Below are 19550 nucleotides of genomic sequence, written 5' to 3'. Positions count from 1 at the left end.
TTGTCTCCATGAGCACCGAACCCGTTTCCGGCGGCATCCCCGTGCACCCCACCTTCCCCTCCGACCGCCTCCGTCACAACCCCGACGGCCCCGTCCTGCTGGTCGGCGGCTACGGCACCGTCGGCACCGAACTCGCCCGGCTCGCCTCCCCCGCCTGGCCGCTGCTGCTCACCGGCCGCTCCGAGCAGCGCGGCGGCACCCTCGCCGCCGAACTGGACGACGCCACCGCCCGCCGCTGGGACCTCGCCGGCCCCGAGCCGTTCACCGCCGCCGTACGGGCGGTGGTCGGGGTGGTCAACGACCCGGACGACCGGGTGCTGCGGGCCGCCGTCCGCGCGGGCGTCCCGTACGTGGACGTCACCCGCTGGACCGCCCGGCTCCAGCGGGCCGCCACGCTCGCCGCCCTGCTGCGCCCGACCGCCCCGGTGCTGCTCTCCTCGGCCTGGATGGGCGGGGTGACCAGCCTGGTCGCCGCCGCCCTGGCGGACCGGCTGGGCGGGGCCGAGCGGATCGAGACCGCCATCCGCTGGGACCTCGCGGACCGGGCCGGCGCCGACTCGGTCGAGTTCATGGACCGCCTGGGGCTCGACTACGAGGTGATGCAGGACGGCCGACGCCGCTCCGTCGTGCCGCTCAGCCGCCCGCGGACCGTCCGGATCGGCGACGCCCCGACGCTGGTCGCCGGGATCGACACCCCCGAGCAGTTCACCCTCCCGCTCACCCTGGGCACCACCACCGCCGCCACCCGGATCGGCTTCAGCTCGCGCTCCTCCACCACCGCCCTGCTCGCGGCCCGGCACGCCGGCTTCTTCCGCTGGGGCCGCGGCGACCGCTGGGAGCCGGCCCGGCGCGCGCTGCTCTACTCCCCCGGCGAGGGCGGCACCGCCCTGCTGCGCACCGACGTCACCTCCGGCGGACGCACCCTCACCGCCACCGTCGAGGACCGGGCCGGTCAGGCCAGACTCACCGCCGTCGGCGCCCTGCTGGCGCTGCGCCGGGCGCTCGGCACGGACGGCGCCCCGCCGCCCGCCGGGGTGGCCTTCCCGGAGCAGACCCCGCGCCCCGGGCGGGTGCTGGAGGACCTGGCGGCCCTCGGCGTCACCGTCACGGTCACCGCGGCGGACGGAGCGCGCGGCACGGAGGCGGCGGCATGAGCAGCGTCCGGGGCCTGAGCGGCAAGGGTGCTCAGAAGCGGGAGCAACTGCTGGACACGGCGGAGGAGTTGCTGGTCACGACGGGCAGCGGCGAGCTGTCCATGCGGGCGGTGGCCGCCGCCGCGGGCGTCCGCCTCGGGCACCTCCAGCACTACTTCCCGACCCACGCCGAGCTGGTGGCCGCCGTGCTGGAGCGCGTCCTCGCCCGCTCGGTGGAACGGCTCGCGCCGCTGCTCGACCCGGGCCGCGACGAGGACGCCCTGCTCCGCGAACTGCTCGCCGAGCAGCAGGACATGCGCCTGGTCCGCCTGTTCGCCGAACTGTGGGCGCTGGCCGCCCGCGACCCCTCGGTGGCCGCCGCCGTCCGGGCCTTCTACGACCGCTACCAGGAGCTGGTCGCCTGCTTCCTCGCCGAACGCCGCCCGGCCCTGACGGAGGAGGAACGGCGGTCCCGCGCCCGGGTGTTCGTGATGCTGATCGAGGGCGCCTCGCTCTTCCGCTCCGGCCTGGCCGGCACCGCGGACGCGGCGGCGGACGCCGAACTCCTGCGCACCGCCAGGGCGTTGCTGGGCCCGTAGGCCCTTTCAGGCCAGGCGGCGGCCGATGACGAGTTCCGGGCGGATGCGGATGCGGACCGTGCCGCCCGGGTCGGCCGCCCTGGTGGCCGGGCGGACCTGGGCGCGGCCGAGGACGGTGACGAACCAGCCGGAGCCGTCCCGGCCGTCCACCTCGTCGGCCTCGAAGGCGATCACGGCGCCGTCCACCGCCCGGGCCAGTTCGGAGCCGGCCGGGGCCGAGAGCAGCACGCCGCCGGGGGCCAGCCGGAACGGCACCGGCAGGACGGCCGGGAGGGCGTCGACGGTGTAGACCACCCGGCCGACCTCGGCCCGGGCCAGCAGCTCCAGCGACCGCTTCCGGTCGAGTTCGCGCAGTTCCGGAAGGTCGGGACGGTCGGCCGGGACGGGGCGGTCGTGCGGAACGGGCCGGGGAGACGGAACAGGCCGGGGAGACGGGACGTGGTCGCGGTTCATGCGAGCGATGCTCGCCCGGGCCCGGGCCGGGCCGCGAGGGCCGATGGTCCCGGCGGGGCCCGGCGAGGGCCCCACCCGGCGGGCCGTCGGCCCCGGGCCCCACGGCCCACGGCCCACGGCCCCGCCCGACAGGACCCGGAGGACCCGCCGGGCAGGGCCCGGGGTCAGTACCGGCCGGAGCGCAGCACGGAGGGCTGCGGGGCGGCGGAGGCCTGGCGCAGCTCGGTGGCGATCAGGGCGGCCTGCACCCGGCGCTCGACGCCGAGCTTGGCGAGCAGCCGCGACACGTGGTTCTTGACGGTCTTCTCGGCGAGGTAGAGCCGCTCGCCGATCTGCCGGTTGGTCAGGCCCTCGCCGATGAGTTCGAGGACCTCCTGCTCGCGCACGGTCAGGCCCGGTCCGGTGGTGACCGGCTGGGCGGGCTCGGCGTCGCTGCGCAGGCGGTTCAGCAGCCGGGTCGCGGCGCCGGGGTCGAGCATCGAGCGCCCGGAGGCGACGGTGCGGACGGCGGCGACCAGGTCGGTCCCGCTGATCTGCTTGAGCACGTACCCGGCGGCGCCCGCCATCACGGCGTCCAGCAGCGCCTCCTCGTCGTCGAAGGAGGTCAGCATCAGGCAGGCCAGCCCGGGCATCCGCGAGCGCAGCTCACGGCAGACCGAGACGCCGTCGCCGTCGCCCAGCCGGACGTCCAGCACGGCCACGTCGGGCCGCAGGGCCGGCACCCGGACGAGCGCCTGCTCGGCCGTCGCCGCCTCGCCGACCACCTCCAGGTCCGGCTCGCCGTCCAGCAGGTCGTGCACCCCGCGGCGCACCACCTCGTGGTCGTCCAGCAGGAACACCCGGACCGGTGCCGAGGCCTCGGCACCCTCCGTCTTGGTCGCCATCACGCGGCTCCACCTTCGTCACCCCCGCACACTCCCAGCGGGGCCCAGGGCATCATCCCCCCGCGACCGGCCGCGGGCCCAGGGCCCAACGGCCCCATTCGGACCGGGCCGCAGGACCCGTACGGGCCCCGACCTCGACTGGGCCGGCCGGGCGCCCTCAGCGCCCCTGCCGCCGGACGTTCCCCAGCCCCATCAGCAGGAAGGCGAGCGCGACGCCCGCGCCGCTGACCGCCGCGAGCACCACCCGGGGCACGACCTCGCCGCCGCCGGACAGCAGGATGGCCGCCGCTCCGAGCAAGGCGACGGCCGCACCGACCACCAACCAGCCCGCCAGGGCCAGCGCCGGCGGCCGGTTGGAGCGCGGGGCGGGCCCCGCGTCCAGGGCGGCCCAGCGGACCGCCGTCTCCCGTACCTCCCGGCGGCGGTCCACCAGGGCCCGCACCCGCAGCGCCGCGCCGCCCACCAGTCCGGCGAGCGCGATCTGGGCGGCGGGCCGCCAGTCCGACAGGACGAGCAGCAGCCCGCCCGCGAGCGCGAGCCCGGCCCACCAGAGCACGCAGGCCGCGGCGGCCGTACGGGTGGAGCGGGGCCGGTCGGCGCCGGCCTGGAGGTCGGCGATGGCGGGCAGGTACCAGACACAGCCGCTCGCGGTGAGGGCGGCGGTGCCGATGGCGAGAACGGTGTGGTTCACGACCCGGCCTTCCTGGTCACGAAGGGGTGAGGAGGGTGAGGAGCGGAGCGGACGGGGCCGTCCCCGCCCGCCCGGGGGCAGCGACGCGGGCGGGGACGGCGTTCGGGGGGAGCGGACTCAGCCGTCCGAGGAGGGCGAGTCGGTGGAGGCGGACGCCACCCGCGCGCGGTCGGCCCGGCTCAGCGGCCGGTCGTACTTCGCCGGCTCCACGTCGCCCAGGTGCGTGGCGGGCTTGCCGCTGTGCTCCAGGACGTCCCGGGCCGCGATGTCCGGGTGGTGGAGGTCGAAGGCCGGGGATTCGGAGCGGATCCGCGGCAGCTTGACGAAGTTGTGCCGCGGCGGCGGGCAGGAGGTCGCCCACTCCAGCGAGCGGCCCCAGCCCCACGGGTCGTCCTCGGTGACCTTCTCGCCGTACTTGGCGGTCTTCCAGACGTTGTAGAGGAACGGCAGGATCGACAGGCCGAGCAGGAACGAGCCGATGGTCGAGACGGTGTTCAGGGTGGTGAAGCCGTCCGAGGCCAGGTAGTCGGCGTAGCGGCGCGGCATGCCCTGGGCGCCCAGCCAGTGCTGGACCAGGAAGGTGGCGTGGAAGCCGACGGTCAGGGTCCAGAAGGTGATCCGGCCGAGCCGCTCGTCGAGCTTCTTGCCGGTCATCTTCGGCCACCAGAAGTGGAAGCCGGCGAACATCGCGTAGACCACGGTGCCGAACAGCGTGTAGTGGAAGTGCGCGACCACGAAGTACGAGTCGGAGACGTGGAAGTCGATCGGCGGGGCCGCGAGCAGCACGCCGGTCAGGCCGCCGAAGAGGAAGGTGACCAGGAAGCCGACCGTCCAGAGCATCGGGGTCTCGAAACTCAGTGAGCCCCTCCACATGGTGCCGACCCAGTTGAAGAACTTCACCCCGGTCGGCACGGCGATCAGGAAGGTCATGAACGAGAAGAACGGCAGCAGTACCTGCCCGGTGACGTACATGTGGTGCGCCCACACCGTCACCGACAGGCCGGCGATCGCGATGGTGGCCGCGATCAGGCCGGAGTAGCCGAACATCGGCTTGCGGCTGAACACCGGGATGACCTCCGACACGATGCCGAAGAACGGCAGCGCCAGGATGTACACCTCGGGATGGCCGAAGAACCAGAACAGGTGCTGCCAGAGCATCGCCCCGCCGTTGGCCGGGTCGAAGACGTGCGAGCCGAACTTGCGGTCGCACTCCAGCGCCAGCAGCGCGGCGGCCAGCACCGGGAAGACCAGCAGCACCAGCACCGAGGTCAGCAGCACGTTCCAGCAGAAGATGGACATCCGGAACATGGTCATTCCGGGCGCGCGCATGCAGATGATGGTGGTGATGAAGTTGACGGCGCCGAAGATGCTGCCGAAGCCGGACAGCGTCACGCCCATGATCCACATGTCGGCGCCGACGCCGGGCGAGTGGATCGCGTCGGACAGCGGCGCGTAGAGGAACCAGCCGAAGTCGGCGGCGCCCTGCGGGGTCGCGAAGCCGGCCGCGGCGATCAGCGAGCCGAACATGAACAGCCAGTAGGACAGCATGTTCAGCCGCGGGAAGGCGACGTCCGGCGCGCCGAGCTGGAGCGGCATGATCCAGTTGGCGAAGCCGGTGAACAGCGGCATCGCGAACAGCAGCAGCATCACCGAGCCGTGCATGGTGAACGCCTGGTTGAACTGCTCGTTGGAGAGGATCTGCGTTCCGGGCCGGGCGAGTTCGGCGCGCATGACCAGGGCGAGGATGCCGCCGATCAGGAAGAACGCGAACGAGGACACCAGGTACATGGTGCCGATCGTCTTGTGGTCGGTGGTGGTCAGCAGTCTGACCAGGGCCGAACCGGGCCTCCTGGCCCTGACCGCCCCTGCGGGGAGGGTCGTCGGCGGTGAGGTGGGGTCGCCCTGTGCCTGGGTGGCGCTCAAGGACGCACTCCTTCGGAACGTCGTGCGAATGGGTGGCGCTCCATGATCCGAACAGGCCGCCTCCGCACCCCAGGGCCCTTCGGCCCGCCCGTCCGGGGCCGCTGGGCCCGAGTTCCCGGCCCCCGACCGGGACCTCCCGACCGCGCGACCGGGACCTCCTGTCCGCTCGGCCACCGCCTGCCGTCCGCGCGGACGCCGCCTCCTGACCGGCCGTCGGGCCGCCGCCCGCGACCGCGCCGCCCGCTCGGGCCGCGCTCGCCGCGGCGCTGAGCCCCGGTCGAGAACCGCCGGAACGCGCCCCTCCCCACCGCCCCGCGCACCCGTCCGGCGGCGCCCCGCGCGCCCTCCGTCCGCCCGGCCCGGCCGGCCCCCGCCACCCGGCTCGACCTGCCGGAACGCCGTCCGCACAGTCGTACGAAACCCCCCGTCGATCCCACCTTCCGGCACCCCGGTTGTGCGGCCGATGTGACCGAAGCCGGTCGATTCCGTGGCCTTCAGCGCCGATCGGCCGTCAAGTAGCCTGCGCCCACCACCGCACGGCCCCACCACCTGCTACACCGCCGCACTGCCGCCGCCCACGCCCCGGAGGTACGCCGATGCCCCTGGCCCAGCCCGCCACCCCCACCCGGCTGCGCTTCGCCGTCCTCGGCCCGCTCACCGGCGAGGCCGGCGGCCGCCCGCTGGCCCTCGGCCCGCTGAAGCAGCGACTGGTCCTGGCCGTCCTGCTGAGCCGCGCCAACACCGCCGTCCCGGTCGACCTGCTCACCGACGCGGTCTGGCCCGAGGAGCCGCCGCGCACCGCCCGGAAGAACCTCCAGGTCTACATCTGCACCCTGCGCACCCTGCTCGGCCGCGAGGAGGGGCCCGACCGGCTGTCGCACTCGGCGGCCGGCTACCTGCTGCGGGTCGCCGAGCCCGAGCTGGACCTGCTCCGGTTCCGGGCCCTCGCCCGGGCCGGCCGGGCCGCCGCCGACGGCGGGGCGCTCGCCCCCGCCGCCCGGCTGCTGCGCCAGGCCCTCGACCTCTGGCAGGGCCCGCCGCTCGCCGACCTGCGCCGCTCCCCCGCCGTCGCGGCGGAGGCCGGCCGGCTGGAAGCCCGCTGCCTGGGCGTCCACGAGGACTGGGCGGAGACCGAGTTGGAGCTCGGCAACGCCGGCGCCGTCGCCGAGGACCTGGCCGAACTCGCCGAGCGCCACCCGCTGCGCGAGCGCCTCCAGGCCGCCCGGATGAACGCCCTCCACCTCTCCGGCCGGCAGGCCGAGGCGCTCGCCGTCTACGACACCCACCGCCAGCTGCTCGCCCGCGAGTTGGGCCTGGAGCCGAGCCCCGCACTGACCGCCCGCTACCGCGAACTGCTCGCCCGCGGCCGCTCCCTGCCCACCGCCGCCCGCCCGGACCGCGGCACCGGCCCGGGCGGCTCCCTGCTGCCCGCCGACACCGCCGACTTCACCGGGAGAACCGACGAACTACGCCAGCTCGTCGACGAGTTGGGCTCCGGCGGCGGACGCGTCGCGGTGCTCACCGGCCCGGCCGGCAGCGGCAAGACCGCGCTCGCCGTGCACGCCGGCCACCTGCTCGCCGACCGCTTCCCGGACGGCCGGGTACTGGTCCGGTTGCGCACCGAGGACGGCGCCGCCCGCCCGCTGCCCGAGGTGCTCGCCGAACTCGCCGCCCTCACCGGCCGCCCGGGCGCCGCACCGGCCGCGGCCGACCGGACCGCCCCCGGCCCCGCCGACCCGGCCCAGCCCGACACCGCCCGGGCCGACACCGCCCCGGCCGACATCGCCCGGGCCGCCGCGCTCTGGCGCGCCTCGCTCGCCGGCCGCCGCCTGCTGCTGGTCCTGGACGACGCCCCCGGCGAGGCCGTGGTCCGCGAGCTGCTGCCGGGCTTCGGCCCGAGCGCCGTCCTGGTCACCTCCCGCGGCCAGCTGGCCGGCCTCGCCTCGGTGCGCCGCATCGCCGTCCCGCCGCTCGCCCCCGCCGAGGCCCTGGACCTGCTCGGCCGCATCGTCGGCACCGGCCGGACCGGCGCCGACCGCGCCGCCGCCGCCCGGATCGCGGCCGCCTGCGGGCTGCTGCCGCTCGCCGTACGGGTCGCGGGCACCCGGCTGGCCGTGCTGCGCCACCTCCCGCTGGCCGAGTACGCGGCCCGGCTGGAGGACCCGGCGGGCGCCCTGGACGAGCTGGTCGCCGGGGACGTCACCGTCCGGGCCCGGCTGGACTCCGGCTGGCGCGACCTCACCGACCAGGGCCGGCTCGCCCTCGCCCGGCTCGCCGCCCTGCCGCTCGCCCTGCTCTTCACCCTCCCGGAGGCCGCCGCCGCCCTCGGCCGGCCCGAGCGGCTCGCCCTGCGCACCCTGGAGGCGCTCACCGACACCGGGGCGGTCACCTCCCCCACCGGCGAGGTCACCGCCCACGCCGCGCTGTACGCCCTGCCCCGGCTCACCCATCTGCACGCCCGGGAGCGGGCGGTGCGGACCGCCGTCGGGGCACCGGAGACCGTCGGGGCACCGCAGACCACCGTCGCGGCGCCCGCGCGGTCCCCGGAACCCGTGTGACAGCCCCAGGAGCCGCTCACCCCAGGGTCAGCAGGTCCAGCACGTCCGCCCGCTCCGCCCCGCGCCCCTCCGTCAGCCCGGACAGCGCCAGCAGCACCCCGGCCGCGCCCGTGTGCAGGTCCGCCGAGAAACGGCGCAGCCGCATCCCGGGCACCAGCAGCCCCTCCGGCCGGGCCACCAGGTGCCACTGGAGCCTGCCCACCTGGCCGAGCACCGCCTCCCGGGCCGGCGCCCCACTCAGCCGGTCCAGCGCCAGCGTCAGCCCGACCCGGCCCCGGAACAGCCCCGGCTCCCGGATGAACCCGGGCGCGCAGACCTTCCGCACGTCGGCCAGGAAGGCCTCCCCGCCCGGCAGTTCGCCGTGCTCCAGGTACTCCCGCAGCACCAGCGCGATCCCGCTGCTGCCCCGGTCCAGGTAGGCCAGCCTGCGCCCGGACTCCAGCACCTGCGCGGACCCGTCGGGCACCCGGACGCACCGCGCCACCGCCCGCTCCAGCGCCACCCGCCCGGAGTCCAGCAGCCACCGCTCCCCGGTCCGCCGGTACAGCCGCAGCTGGAGCAGCGCGACGCCGGCCAGCCCGTACAGCAGCCCGGCGGCCGTGGGCTCGTCCAGCCCGGGCACCGGCGCGCCGCCCAGCACCGCGGCCAACTCCCGTGCGTCGTCCAGCGCGTGGACCAGCTCCCGGGGGCTGTCCAGCGCGTCCGCCAGCCGCAGCCGGGCGAGCCCCGCGCCGGCCCGGCCGCCGAACAGGCCCGCCGCGCGCGCCGGGAGGGCCGTACGGGCGCGCCCGGCCAGCTCCTCGGCCGCCTCCGTCCGGCCGATCCGGGCCAGCGCCAGCGCGATGCCGAGCGGCCCGTCGTACAGCCCGCCGGCGGCCGGGCGGTCGGCCCGCCGGCGCACCGCCGCGACCAGCCAGTCCGCGTACTCCTGCGGCCAGTCGGCCCCGGCGCGGTGCAGCGCGTACAGCACCCCGGCCGCGCCGTGCGACACGCCCGTCCCGCCGTCGGCGAAGCCTGCCACGTCCCCGGGGAAGAGCCGGTCCGGGCGGTCCGGGGTGGCGCCCGCGTGGATGCCCGCGACCAGCTCCCGGCACACCGGGTCGAGCGAGGGCCCGGCCAGCAGCTCCCGGCCGCGCCGCTCGCTCGCCGACTCCACCCGCGCCACCGCCGCGGGCCGCACCGGCCCCTCCTCCGGTCCCAGTCCGAACCACTCCCGCGCCCGCCGTTCCAGCGCCGGGAGCTTGCCCGGGTCGCAGTCGGCGAGCTCCATCACCGGCATCAGCAGCATCAGCCAGGTGGCCCACAGCAGGTAGCGGTCGGCCTCGGCGCCGCCCAGCCCCGGCGGGACGTGCTGCCCGGCGGCGCCGGCCGTCGGCACCCGCCGGTCGTCCAGCTCGGCCGCGTACTCGAAGTCCACCAGCACCACCGACCCGTCCGGCCGGAGCACCACGTTGGCCGGGTGGAGGTCCCCGAACCGCACGCCCCGCGCGTGCAGGGCGTCGAGCGCCTCCGCCAGCCCGTCCACCACCCCGCCCACCCACCGCGCGTACGCGGCGCGCTGCTCGGCGGTGCAGTTCTGGTGCACCAGCGGGTAGCGCCGGATCGCCTCGGCGAACAGCTGGACGCCCTCGATGTGCTCCTGCACCAGGAAGGTGTGCTCCCACACCGTGCGCACCTCGTGCAGCCGGGGCACGCACGCCAGCCCGGCCAGCCGCTCCAGCGCCCACCGCTCGCGCCGCAGCCGGGTCAGGGCGTCCGCCCCGGTGCCGTCCAGCCCGGCGTACGGGCGGGCCTCGCGCAGCACCACCCGCTCGCCCGTGCCGTGCTTCTCGGCCAGGTAGATCCCGCCCGCGTTGGAGACCTGGAGCACCTCGACGATCCGGTACGGCAGCTCCCCGCCGGCCGCCTCCCGGGCGGCCAGGTGCGGGCGCAGCGCCGCCGGCGGCTCGACCCAGGCGGGCAGCCGGAAGGCCGGCTCGCGCGGGTCCGGCACCAGCGCGCCGGACGGGTCCCGCAGGGCCGGGACGGTCCTGCCCCGCGCGTCCCGGCACCACAGCTCGACGAAGGCCCCGTAGCGGGCGTACACCGGGGCGTCGCCGATCCGCAGGTCGGTGAGCACGTACGGCCCGGGGAAGCCCGCCAGCGCCTCGGCCAACTCCTCCGCCAGGGAGAGGAACTCACCGTCCGAGGCCGGGTAGACGGTGACGAACTTGCCGCTGCCGCCGCGCCCCGCGTACTTGCCGTTGGCCACCCGCAGCGCCGCCGGGCTGCGCAGGAACTTGAACGCCACCCGGCGGGCGGTGCAGATCCCCGCGGCGACGGCCAGCGTCCGCTCGGCGCCGTCCTGCGCCGCCGACACGTGCAGCTTCCAGCCCTGCTCGGGCAGGCGGCCGCCGTCGGGCCGCAGCACCGTCCACAGCCCGCGCTGCTCCCGCCGCCAGCCCTCGGGCGGCTCGCCGAGGCCCAGCGGGTAGCGGCTGTCCCCGTCCCGCAGCCGTCCGGGGGTGTCGTAGTACGTCGGGTCGGCGAGGCAGTAGAGCTGGGTCTCGTGGACGTCGGCCATCGTGGGCCTCCTGTTCCGAAGTCTTCCGGGGTCGTCCGGGAGCGGGCGGTGCGGCGGCGGGCGGTGCGTCAGACGGCGGGGCTGAGCACCGGTCCGCGCCGCACCGGCGGCGCCCAGGTGACCACGGCCGCGCAGAGCGCGATGGCGAGGGCCAGCAGGGCGAAGGTCCGGGTGCCGCCGAGCGAGCCGAGCAGGACGCCGCCGACCAGCGGGCCGAACGGCTGGACCAGGGTGGACAGGAAGCCGGCCGCGCTCTGCACCCGGCCGATCCGATCGGGCGGCGCGGCGGTCAGCATGCCGGAGACGAAGCCGATGCTGGCGACGGTGGACAGGCACATGCAGACGGCGCAGAGCAGCCCGATCACCAGCGGGGCCCTGGTCAGCACCAGCACCCCGGCGGTGAGCGCGCAGGCCCAGCAGGCGAGCGCGACCAGGCTGCCGTCGCGGGCCCGGGCGGCGAGCCTCGGGGCGAGCAGCGCCCCGGCCAGGGCGCCGGCCGCGGTGCAGGAGACGACGGTGCCACCGCCGAGGCCGGAGCGGCCGCCGTCGGAGGCGACGGCCAGGGTGGTGAACATCAGCGCGCTGAACGCGAAGTTCATCCCGAGGCCGAAGACCAGCAGCAGGGTGCGCAGGTAGGGCCGGTGCCAGACGAAGGCCAGTCCGGCGGTCAGTTCGGCCCGGCTGAACGCCGGTCCGCCCGTCGTGGCGGGCTTCGCGCGGGTCCGGATCAGCGCCACGCAGACGGTGGACAGCAGCAGGCCGACGCCCTCGGCGAGGAACGGCAGCACCGGGTGCCAGGCGAACAGCGCCCCGCCGCCGAGCGGTCCGGCCAGCCGGGCGGCGGCGCCGCGCGCCTGCATCCGGGAGGAGGCCTCGCGGGCCTGCCCGGTGGGCACCACCGCGCGCAGCAGGGCGCCGGCGGCCGGCCCGTAGACGCTGGAGATCAGCGCCCCGGCGGCGGCGACCAGCAGGACCAGCGGCAGCGGGGTGTGCCCGCGCAGCACCGCGACGACCAGGGCGGCGACCGCGAGCAGGCTGAGGACGTCGCAGATCCGCATCAGCCGGCGCCGCTCGATCCGGTCGGCGAGCACCCCGCCGGGCAGCGTGGTGATCAGCAGCGCGCCGACCGAGACGGTGCCGATGGCGCCCGCCCGGGCCGCCGACCCGGTCTCCCGCAGGACCAGCAACGGCAGGGCGATCGAGGCGAGTTGGGAGCCGAGGGAGGCCAGCAGGCCGCCGGCCCAGAGCAGTCGGAAGTCCCGGTTGCGGGAGAGCGGGGTGGGGTCCATGGCCGTCCTCCGTGGTCGGCGGGGCACCCGGGGGTGCGGATCGGGCCGGGGCGGCCCCGTCTCGGCGGGACCGCCCCGGAAGCCTTGCGGTGACCGGTGACCGGTGACCGGTGAACCAGTGACCGGGAACCGGCGGCCGGCGACCGGGTGTCGGCGGCCGGGGGCGGCGGTGCGTCCGCCCCCGCGCACGGCCCGGCGTCCGGACTCCGGTCAGACCGTGGTCTCGGCGCCGTGGACGTAGCTGATCAGGCTGAAGCAGAGGCCGTCCGAGGACTCGCTCAGGACCTTCATCGCCTGGAGGTCCAGGATGTTGGCGACGTGCGCCTCGACCTCCGGGGTCTCCTCGCCGCTCTCGCCGACGTTCTGCTGCTCCATGTTCTCGGCCATGGTCGAACTCCCTTCCGCACGGGGGTGGTTACGGCTCCGGCGGGCGGCTGCCCGCCGTTGCCGACCACCGTGGCCCGAGCCGCCTGCGCCCGGCTTCGGGGCCGGCTGGAAACCGGTATGGCCGCAGGTCGGAGCGGCCGCGCCGGCCCGCCGAGGGCCCGGCGGGCCCGCCCGGGAGGCGCCCGCACCCCGTCCCACCTGCGGCCATACCGCCTACCAGGCGTTCCCGAACCGGGCCCGAAGCCGCGCCCGCGACCCTGGCCCGGAACGCTCGCGCCCCCGTACCACCGCCCCGCCGCGCACGCCCCGCACCACCGGCCGGCCCGCACCACCGGGCCGCGCCAACCGCCCCGCCGCGCACACCCGTTCCGCTTCGCCGCGCACGCCCCGCACCGCGAAGGACGACCGAAGGACGGCCACCATGCCCTGCCCACTCTGCGCCCAACTCGTCGGCACCAACGACCAGTTCTGCCCCTCCTGCGGCACCCCCCGGGCCGCCGCCCTCGACCTGGCCGCCGAGGAGCGCAAGCTGGTCACGGTGGTCTTCTGCGACCTGGTCGACTCCACCGCCCTGTCCGGCGCGCTCGACCCGGAGACCCTGCGCGAGGTGGTCCTGCGCTACTTCGAGCGGATGCACCACCGGATCGAGGCGCACGGCGGCACCCTGGAGAAGTTCATCGGGGACGCCGTGATGGCCGTCTTCGGCGTCCCGGTGATCCGCGAGGACGACGCCCACCGGGCGCTGGCCGCCGCGCTCGCCATGCTGGAGGACGTGGAGGACCTCAACACCGAGCTGGACGCCACCCTCGGCGTCCGCCTGGACGTCCGGATCGGTGTCAACACCGGCCAGGTGGTGGCGGGTTCGGACGCCTCGGCGCGCCAGGCGCTGATCTCCGGCGAGACCGTGAACATCGCCGCCCGGCTGCAGACCCGGGCCGCCCCCGGCCAGGTGCTGATCGGCCCGCAGACGCTGCGCGCGGCCGGCCCGGCCGCCCAGGTGGACGAGGTCGGCCCGCTGCACCTCAAGGGCAAGGCCGAGCCGGTCACCGCCTACCGCCTGGTCGGCCTGGACGAGGACGACCCGGAGCTGCTGCGCCGCTTCGACGTCCCGCTGGTCGGCCGGGAGCGCGAACTGGCCCTGCTGGACGCCGCGTTGGCCCGGGTGGCGGGCGGCCAGGGGGCCGAGCTGCTGCTGGTGGCCGGCGAGGCGGGCATCGGCAAGACCCGGCTGGTGCGGGACTGGCGCGAGCGGGTGGGCCGGCGCACCGCGCGCTGCGGCACCGCCCGCTGCCGCAGCTTCGGCGGGCAGGGCGTGCTGGCGCCGCTCGCCGAGGCGGTCCGGACCCTGCTGGACGAGCCCGAGGGCGCCGCCCCCGCCGAGGCGCTGGCCCGGCTGGACGAGGCGACGGCGCCGGGCATCGACGCCGGCCGCTCGCTGGAGCTGCTGGCCGCGATCCTGCGCGGCCGCACCGTCGAGCGCCCGGCCGTCCTGGTCCTGGACGACTGCCAGTGGGCCGGCCCGGTGCTGCTGGACGCCGTCGAGCGGCTGGCCGCCGAACTCGGCGCGGCCCCCGTGCTGCTGCTCTGCCTGACCCGCCCCGATCTCCCGGCCGCCCGCCCGGAGCTGCCGACGCTGCCGGTCGGCGGCCTGTCCTGGGACGAATCCGCCCTGCTGGCCGCCCAGTTGACCGAGCTGAGCGCCCACCAGGACGCGGTGCCCACCAGGCTGCTGGAGCGCGCCGAGGGCAACCCGCTGCACCTGGAGGAGCTGCTGGCCGCCCTCACCGAGACCGAGGGCCCCGCGCTGACGGACGAACTGCCGCCCACCGGGCGGGCGTTGCTCAGCGCCCAGATCGACGGGCTGGAGCGCGACGAGCGCGCCACCCTCGACCTCGCCGCCGTCCTCGGCCGCGCCTTCACCGCCGCCGAACTCGCCGAACTCGCCCACGGCGGCAGCGACCAGGACGCCTTCGCCGACCCGCAGGACGACGTCTTCACCGGCCCGATCGACGGCCTGCCGGCCGGCCCGTCCGCCTGGGTCGACGACACCCCGCCGCGGCTGCACGCGGCGCTGGCCCGGCTGGCCGAGCTGCGGCTGGTCGAACCGACCGGCACCGGCTACCGGTTCAGCAGCGGCCTGGTCCAGGAGTCGGTCTACCAGTCCATGTCCAAGCGGGCCCGCGCCGAGCGCCACGAGCGCGCCGCCGACCTGCCGGCCGTCCGCTCCACCGGGGACGCCGCCGTCGGCGGCCACCTGGAGCGCGCCCACCGCTACCGGCTGGAACTCGGCCTGCTGGACACCCGCACCGACGTGCTGCGCACCCGCGCGGCCACCGCCCTCGGCACCGCCGGGGCCGGTGCGCTGGCCCGCGCCGACCTGCCCGCCGCCACCGACCTGCTGGAGCGCGCGGTGCGGCTGCACTACCCGGGCGAGCGCGCCACCGGCCCGGTGCTGCGCCGCCTCGGCGAGGCCCGGCTGGCGCTCGGCCGCGCCGAGGAGGCGCTGCCCGTCCTCGCCCAGGTGCGGGACGCGGCCGCCGACCCGCTGGACGCCGCGCACGCCCGGCTCGCGCTGGCCGCCCGCGGCCTGCCGCCCGGCCAGGACCAGCCCGCCGCGACCGCCCGCGCCGTGCTGCCGCTGTTCACCGACACCGGGGACGACCTCGGCCAGGCCCGGGCCGGGCTGCGGCTGGCCGAGGAGCACCTGCTGGCCGGCCGCCACACCGAGGCCGAGCAGCTGCTGGACCGGGCGCTCGGCCAGGTCTCCCGCACCGACGCCGAGCTGGACCGGGCCGCCGTGCTGGCCGCGCTGGCCGCCTCTCTGCTGGCCGGCCCCGAGCCCGTCCCGAACGCGACCTTCCGGCTGCGCGCCCTGCTCGCCGAGCACGGCACCGGCCGGCGGACCGTCCGGGTCGCGCTGAACGGCCCGCTGGCCGTCCTGCTGGCGCTGCGCGACCGCCCCGAGGAGGCCGAGCTGCTGCTCGCCGAGGCCAACGGCCTGGCCGGGGAGCTGTCGCTGGCCGAGGCGATGATCGCGCTGCCCGCGCTGACCGCCCAGGCGGCGGCCGCGCTCGGGCAGGGCGGCCAGGCGCTGGACCTGCTCGCCGACGCCGCCGAGATCGCCCGCCACCAGGGCAGCGCCGCCCCGCTGCCGCGCCTCGCCCTGACCACCGCCCGGGTCCTGCTGGACACCGACCGCCCGGCCCAGGCCGCCCGGCACCTGGACGGCGCGGACGCCGTCGCCGCGCTACCGCCGGTGCTCGCGATCGAGCTGGACGCGCTGCGCGGCCGGCTCGCCGCCGCCCGGGGCGAGGCCGCGCCGGCGCTGGACCTGACCGCCGCCGCCCTGTCCGCCGCCGAGGCCACCGAGTCGCTGCTGCTCCAGGCGCTGACCGCGCTCGACCGGGCGCACGCCCTGCTGCTGCTCGACCGCCCCGCCGAGGCCGCGGCGGCCGCCGCCACCGCCCGGGACCGGTTCGCCGCCAAGGGCCACCTGCCGGGCGTTCGGCGCGCCGAGCGGCTCGGGGGCACCCGGTGAGCGGCCCGGCCGGCCTCACCTGGAGCCTGCGCGACCGCACCCCCGCCGACCTCCCGGTGCTCGCCGACGCCGTCGCCACCGACGCCGGGGCATCCGACGCCGGGGGCACCGGCAAGGGCGTCCGGGTCTGCGTGGTCGACTCCGGGATCGAGCCCGACCACCCGCTGGTCGGGCCGGTGCAGGGCTCCTGGGCGGTGGTCAAGGACCCGGTCACCCGGGAGCTGACCGTCCGCCCCGACAGCGCCGGCGACACCTGCGGGCACGGCACCGCCTGCGCGGGCATCATCCGCCGCACCGCCCCGGACTGCGAGCTCTACAGCGTCCGGGTCCTCGGCGAGCGCTTCACCGGCACCGGCGACATGCTGATCGCCGGGCTGCGCTGGGCCGTCGGGCAGGGCTTCGACGTGGTCAACCTCAGCCTCTCCACCACCCGGACCCGCTTCCTGGAGCAGCTGCACGCGATCGCCGACGACGCCTTCTTCGCCCGCACCGCGATCGTCGCCTCCGCCCACAACACCCCGGTGGAGAGCTACCCGTGGCGCTTCTCCTCGGTCATCTCGGTGGGCAGCCACCAGGAGGAGGACCCGGAGCTGCACCTGTACAACCCGGCGCCGCCGGTGGAGTTCTTCGCCCCCGGCCAGAACGTCCGGGTGCCCTGGCTCGGCGGCGCCACCATCCGCACCACCGGCAACAGCTTCGCGACCCCGTACGTGGCCGGGCTCTGCGCCCGCATCCTGTCCCGGCGGCCGAGGCTGACCACCTTCCAGCTGAAGAGCGCGCTCTACCTCACCGCGGCCAACGTCCAGGTCCCTTCCACCCCCACCCCGGAGGCGCCCGATGACCCTCAGCACTGACCCCGCCGTCGACCCGCTGGCCCGCGAGCTGCTCCAGTCCGTGGTGGACGTCGCCCGGGCGATCTTCGGCGCCCAGGCCGGCTCGGTGTGCCTGCTCGACGAGGCGGCCGGGGAGCTGGTCTTCCAGGCCGTCTCCGGCCGGGGCGAGGAGTCGCTGGTGGGCCGCCGCTTCCCGGCCGGCCGGGGGATCGCCGGCTGGGTGGCCGCCTCGGGCGAGCCGATGGTGGTGGACGACCTGGGCGCCAACCGCACCTTCGACCGGGACTTCGCCGAGTCCACCGCGTACGTCCCGACCGCCCTGATGGCCGCCCCGCTCACCCACGGCAGCCGGGTGCTCGGCGTCCTGGAGGTGCTGGACCCGGCCCCGCAGGCCCGCGCCAGCCTGCCCGAGCTGGACCTGCTGGCCATGTTCGCCCGCCAGGCGGCCGCCGCCCTGCGGGTGATCGCCGAGCGCTCCCCCGCCCCGGAGCCGGCCCCCGACCGGGCCGCCGCCCTCGGCCTGCTCGCCGACCTGGAGGAGCTGCTGCGCCGTCAGCCCTGACCGGGCGCGCCGTCCAGCCGGGCGAGCTGCCCGCGCTCCAGCGCCGCGTACACCGTGCCGTCCGGGGCGACGGCGATGCCGTGCGGCTCGGCACCCCCGCCCGGGAGGGGGTGGCCGTCGAGCCGCCCGTCCGGGCCGAGCACCCCGATCCGGCCGGCGCCCCACTCGGTGAACCAGAGCCGGCCGTCCGGCCCGGCCGCGATCGCGTGCGGGCGGGCCGCGCGGTCGGCCAGCGGGTACTCGGTCACCTCGCCGTCCACGGTGATCCGCCCGACCAGCCCGCCGCCGATGCCGACGTACCAGAGCGCGCCGTCCGTCCCGGCGGTGATGCCGACCGGCGCGGTGCCCCCGGTGGGCAGCCCGTGGACGGTCACCCGGCCGTCCACGGTGATCCGGGCGACGGCGTCGGCCTGGTTGAGCGTGCACCACAGCGCCCCGTCCGGCCCGGCCGTGATCAGCGACGGGAAGGCCCCGGCGAGCGGCAGCGGGAACTCCGTGACCTCACCGGCCACGGTGATCCGCCCGATCCGGCCGACGTTCAGCTCGGTGAACCAGAGCGCCCCGTCGGGCCCGGCGGCGATCCCGTACGGCCCGGCCTCCTCCGTCGGCAGCGCGTAGGACGTCGCCGTCCCGTCCACCGTGATCCGACCGATCCGGTGGTCCCGCATCCGGCTGAACCAGAGCGCCCCGTCCGGCCCCGCCGTGATCACCGCGGGCCCGCACTCCGGCGCGCCGAGGCCGAAGCGCTCGACCGTCCCGTCCGCGGCCAGCCGCCCGATCTCCCCGGTGTGCACCAGGGTGAACCACACGCCCCCGTCGGGCCCCACGGCCACCCCGTACGGCCCGGCCCCCGCCTCGGCCACCTCGAACAGTTCCACGCAACCCCTCCGCCTCACTATCGCGACTCAAATCGCATTAGTGATGCTCGCACAACGGGTCACGCCCCGGCAACCGACTTCTCCCGCGCGTCCGGGTCCCCCCGCAGCACCGAGATGACGCCCATCACGGCGGCGCAGACCGGCACGGCGAGCAGGGCGCCGATGATCCCGGCGATGCCCGAGCCGGCCACCACGGCGACCATGATGGTGGCCGGATGCAGCTCCACCGTCCGGCTCTGGATGACCGGCTGGAGGACGTTGCCCTCGATCATCTGCACCGCGAGCACCACGCCCAGCGCCCAGAGCGCCGTACCGAGCCCGCCGTCGGCGAGCGCCACCAGCACGGCCACCGTGCCGGACAGGAAGGCCCCGACGAAGGGGATGTAGGCGCCCATGAAGACCAGCGCGCCGAGCCCGGGCGCGCCCGGCACCCCGAGGGCGATCAGGCCGATGGTGATGAAGCCCGCGTCGATCAGCGCGATCAGGGTGGTGCCCCGCATGAACCCGGCCATCGCGTCGAAGGCCCGCTCCGCGCAGGCGATCACCGTCGTGGCGCTGCGCTCGGGCAGGTAGGAGCGGATGGCGTCGCCGGTGCGGTGGCCGTCCCGGAGGAAGAAGAACACCAGGGCCAGCGCCAGCACCCCGCCGGTGATCAGCTGGGTGAGCAGGCCGAGCCCGGAGAGCACGCCGTTGGTGAGGGTGGAGACCAGCGAGTTGGTCTCGCCCTTGGCGTTGTCCAGGCCGTGCCGGATCTTCGCCCCCAGCGGGCCCAGCCAGTCGGCCAGCCGCTGCCCGGCCTCCTGGAGCGAGGAGGCGATCTGCGGGGCGCTGTGCACCAGCGAGTTGACCAGCAGCGCGATCACCCCGCTGACCGCGACCACCAGCACCACGCAGGTCAGCCCGGCCGCCAGGCTCCGGCTCACGCCCCGGCCCACCAGCCACGGCACCACCGGGTAGAGCAGCGAGGCCCCGAGCAGCGCCAGGACGAACGGCACGGTCGCGGCCCGCAGTTCGACCAGCGCGAAGACCACCAGCGAGGCGACGGCGATCAGCAGGATCACCGCCACCGACCAGGCCGCCGCCTGCCGCAGCCCGGGCGGCAGCATCAGGTACGGCCTGCGGTCGTCCGGCTGCCGCTGCTCGCCGGGCGGGCGCTCCACGGACACGGCCACCTCCGCCGGGGGTCGTCGACGATTCCGAACCGCCCCAGCTCAGCAGAGGTTCCGACGGGCCGCGCGGCGGATCGGCCGGGAGCACCC

14 protein-coding genes and 1 pseudogene are annotated in these 19550 nt (G+C 76.8%); 6 read left to right on the top strand and 9 right to left on the bottom strand.

Translation table 11 applies throughout. From position 1 onward, the window contains the following. Positions 1–8 precede the first annotated feature (8 nt). The gene (locus ACLWS4_RS12005) at positions 9–1154 is read left to right on the top strand and encodes a saccharopine dehydrogenase (protein ID WP_416874075.1); all 1146 of its coding nucleotides are present in this window, start codon (positions 9–11) and stop codon (positions 1152–1154) included. Next, positions 1151–1732, top strand: a complete 582-nt coding sequence (locus tag ACLWS4_RS12000; protein WP_416874074.1) for a TetR/AcrR family transcriptional regulator — start codon at positions 1151–1153, stop codon at positions 1730–1732. The genes ACLWS4_RS12005 and ACLWS4_RS12000 overlap by 4 nt, the downstream gene beginning before the upstream one ends. 6 nt (positions 1733–1738) lie before the next feature. Here the strand turns inward: ACLWS4_RS12000 and ACLWS4_RS11995 are convergent, their stop codons facing one another. From ACLWS4_RS11995 to ctaD, 4 genes are all read right to left on the bottom strand, one after another. Beyond that, positions 1739–2185 (bottom strand): pyridoxamine 5'-phosphate oxidase family protein, encoded by a 447-nt coding sequence (locus ACLWS4_RS11995; protein WP_416874073.1) that lies wholly within the window; start codon positions 2183–2185, stop codon positions 1739–1741. Between the two features lie 164 nt (positions 2186–2349). Further along, the gene (locus ACLWS4_RS11990) at positions 2350–3069 is read right to left on the bottom strand and encodes a response regulator (protein ID WP_074003716.1); all 720 of its coding nucleotides are present in this window, start codon (positions 3067–3069) and stop codon (positions 2350–2352) included. 157 nt (positions 3070–3226) lie between these two features. Then, positions 3227–3760: a hypothetical protein gene (locus ACLWS4_RS11985; protein ID WP_074003717.1), complete on the bottom strand. Its 534-nt coding sequence runs from the start codon at positions 3758–3760 to the stop codon at positions 3227–3229. 117 nt (positions 3761–3877) lie between these two features. Next, complete coding sequence (gene ctaD, locus ACLWS4_RS11980) at positions 3878–5683, bottom strand: cytochrome c oxidase subunit I (RefSeq protein ID WP_079272337.1); 1806 nt, start codon at positions 5681–5683, stop codon at positions 3878–3880. 596 nt (positions 5684–6279) lie between these two features. Here ctaD and ACLWS4_RS11975 point away from each other — a divergent pair. Then, complete coding sequence (locus ACLWS4_RS11975; RefSeq protein ID WP_416874072.1) at positions 6280–8241, top strand: BTAD domain-containing putative transcriptional regulator; 1962 nt, start codon at positions 6280–6282, stop codon at positions 8239–8241. A 16-nt stretch (positions 8242–8257) separates the two neighbouring features. On the opposite strand, the gene lanKC is transcribed toward ACLWS4_RS11975, so the two are convergent. The 3 genes and pseudogenes from lanKC to ACLWS4_RS11960 all read right to left on the bottom strand — a co-directional run bounded on the left by lanKC (position 8258) and on the right by ACLWS4_RS11960 (position 12480). Continuing rightward, on the bottom strand, positions 8258–10804 hold the full coding sequence (lanKC, locus tag ACLWS4_RS11970) for a class III lanthionine synthetase LanKC (protein ID WP_416874071.1): 2547 nt from the start codon (positions 10802–10804) through the stop codon (positions 8258–8260). Further along, positions 10767–12093, bottom strand: a pseudogene (locus tag ACLWS4_RS11965) (MFS transporter); the annotation flags it as partial. The pseudogene ACLWS4_RS11965 and the gene lanKC, both read right to left, overlap by 38 nt. A gap of 210 nt (positions 12094–12303) precedes the next feature. Then, positions 12304–12480: a hypothetical protein gene (locus ACLWS4_RS11960; protein WP_158077737.1), complete on the bottom strand. Its 177-nt coding sequence runs from the start codon at positions 12478–12480 to the stop codon at positions 12304–12306. Positions 12481–12901: 421 nt separating this feature from the next. Here ACLWS4_RS11960 and ACLWS4_RS11955 point away from each other — a divergent pair, with 421 nt between their 5' ends. Genes ACLWS4_RS11955 through ACLWS4_RS11945 form a run of 3 tightly spaced genes read left to right on the top strand, consistent with a single transcriptional unit; the run spans position 12902 to position 17413 of the window. Continuing rightward, positions 12902–16018 carry an adenylate/guanylate cyclase domain-containing protein gene (locus tag ACLWS4_RS11955; protein WP_416874070.1) on the top strand — a complete coding sequence of 1039 codons (3117 nt, stop codon included), beginning with the start codon at positions 12902–12904 and terminating at the stop codon, positions 16016–16018. Beyond that, positions 16015–16872, top strand: coding sequence for a S8 family peptidase (locus ACLWS4_RS11950; protein ID WP_049661078.1), 858 nt, complete (start codon positions 16015–16017; stop codon positions 16870–16872). The genes ACLWS4_RS11955 and ACLWS4_RS11950 overlap by 4 nt, the downstream gene beginning before the upstream one ends. Next, positions 16856–17413, top strand: a complete 558-nt coding sequence (locus ACLWS4_RS11945) for a GAF domain-containing protein (RefSeq protein ID WP_049661076.1) — start codon at positions 16856–16858, stop codon at positions 17411–17413. The genes ACLWS4_RS11950 and ACLWS4_RS11945 overlap by 17 nt, the downstream gene beginning before the upstream one ends. On the opposite strand, the gene ACLWS4_RS11940 is transcribed toward ACLWS4_RS11945, so the two are convergent. Continuing rightward, positions 17404–18291: a virginiamycin B lyase gene (locus tag ACLWS4_RS11940; RefSeq protein WP_416874069.1), complete on the bottom strand. Its 888-nt coding sequence runs from the start codon at positions 18289–18291 to the stop codon at positions 17404–17406. The genes ACLWS4_RS11945 and ACLWS4_RS11940 overlap by 10 nt on opposite strands. Positions 18292–18350: 59 nt before the next feature. Further along, entirely contained in the window at positions 18351–19457 is a 1107-nt protein-coding gene (locus ACLWS4_RS11935) for an AI-2E family transporter (RefSeq protein ID WP_416874068.1), read from the bottom strand. Positions 19458–19550 lie beyond the last annotated feature (93 nt).

It is taken from the genome of Kitasatospora sp. SC0581, assembly GCF_048159585.1.
Taxonomy (GTDB): domain Bacteria; phylum Actinomycetota; class Actinomycetes; order Streptomycetales; family Streptomycetaceae; genus Kitasatospora.
The sequence above is the reverse complement of the archived record's forward strand: the minus strand, read 5'-3'. Positions and strand labels throughout refer to the sequence as shown.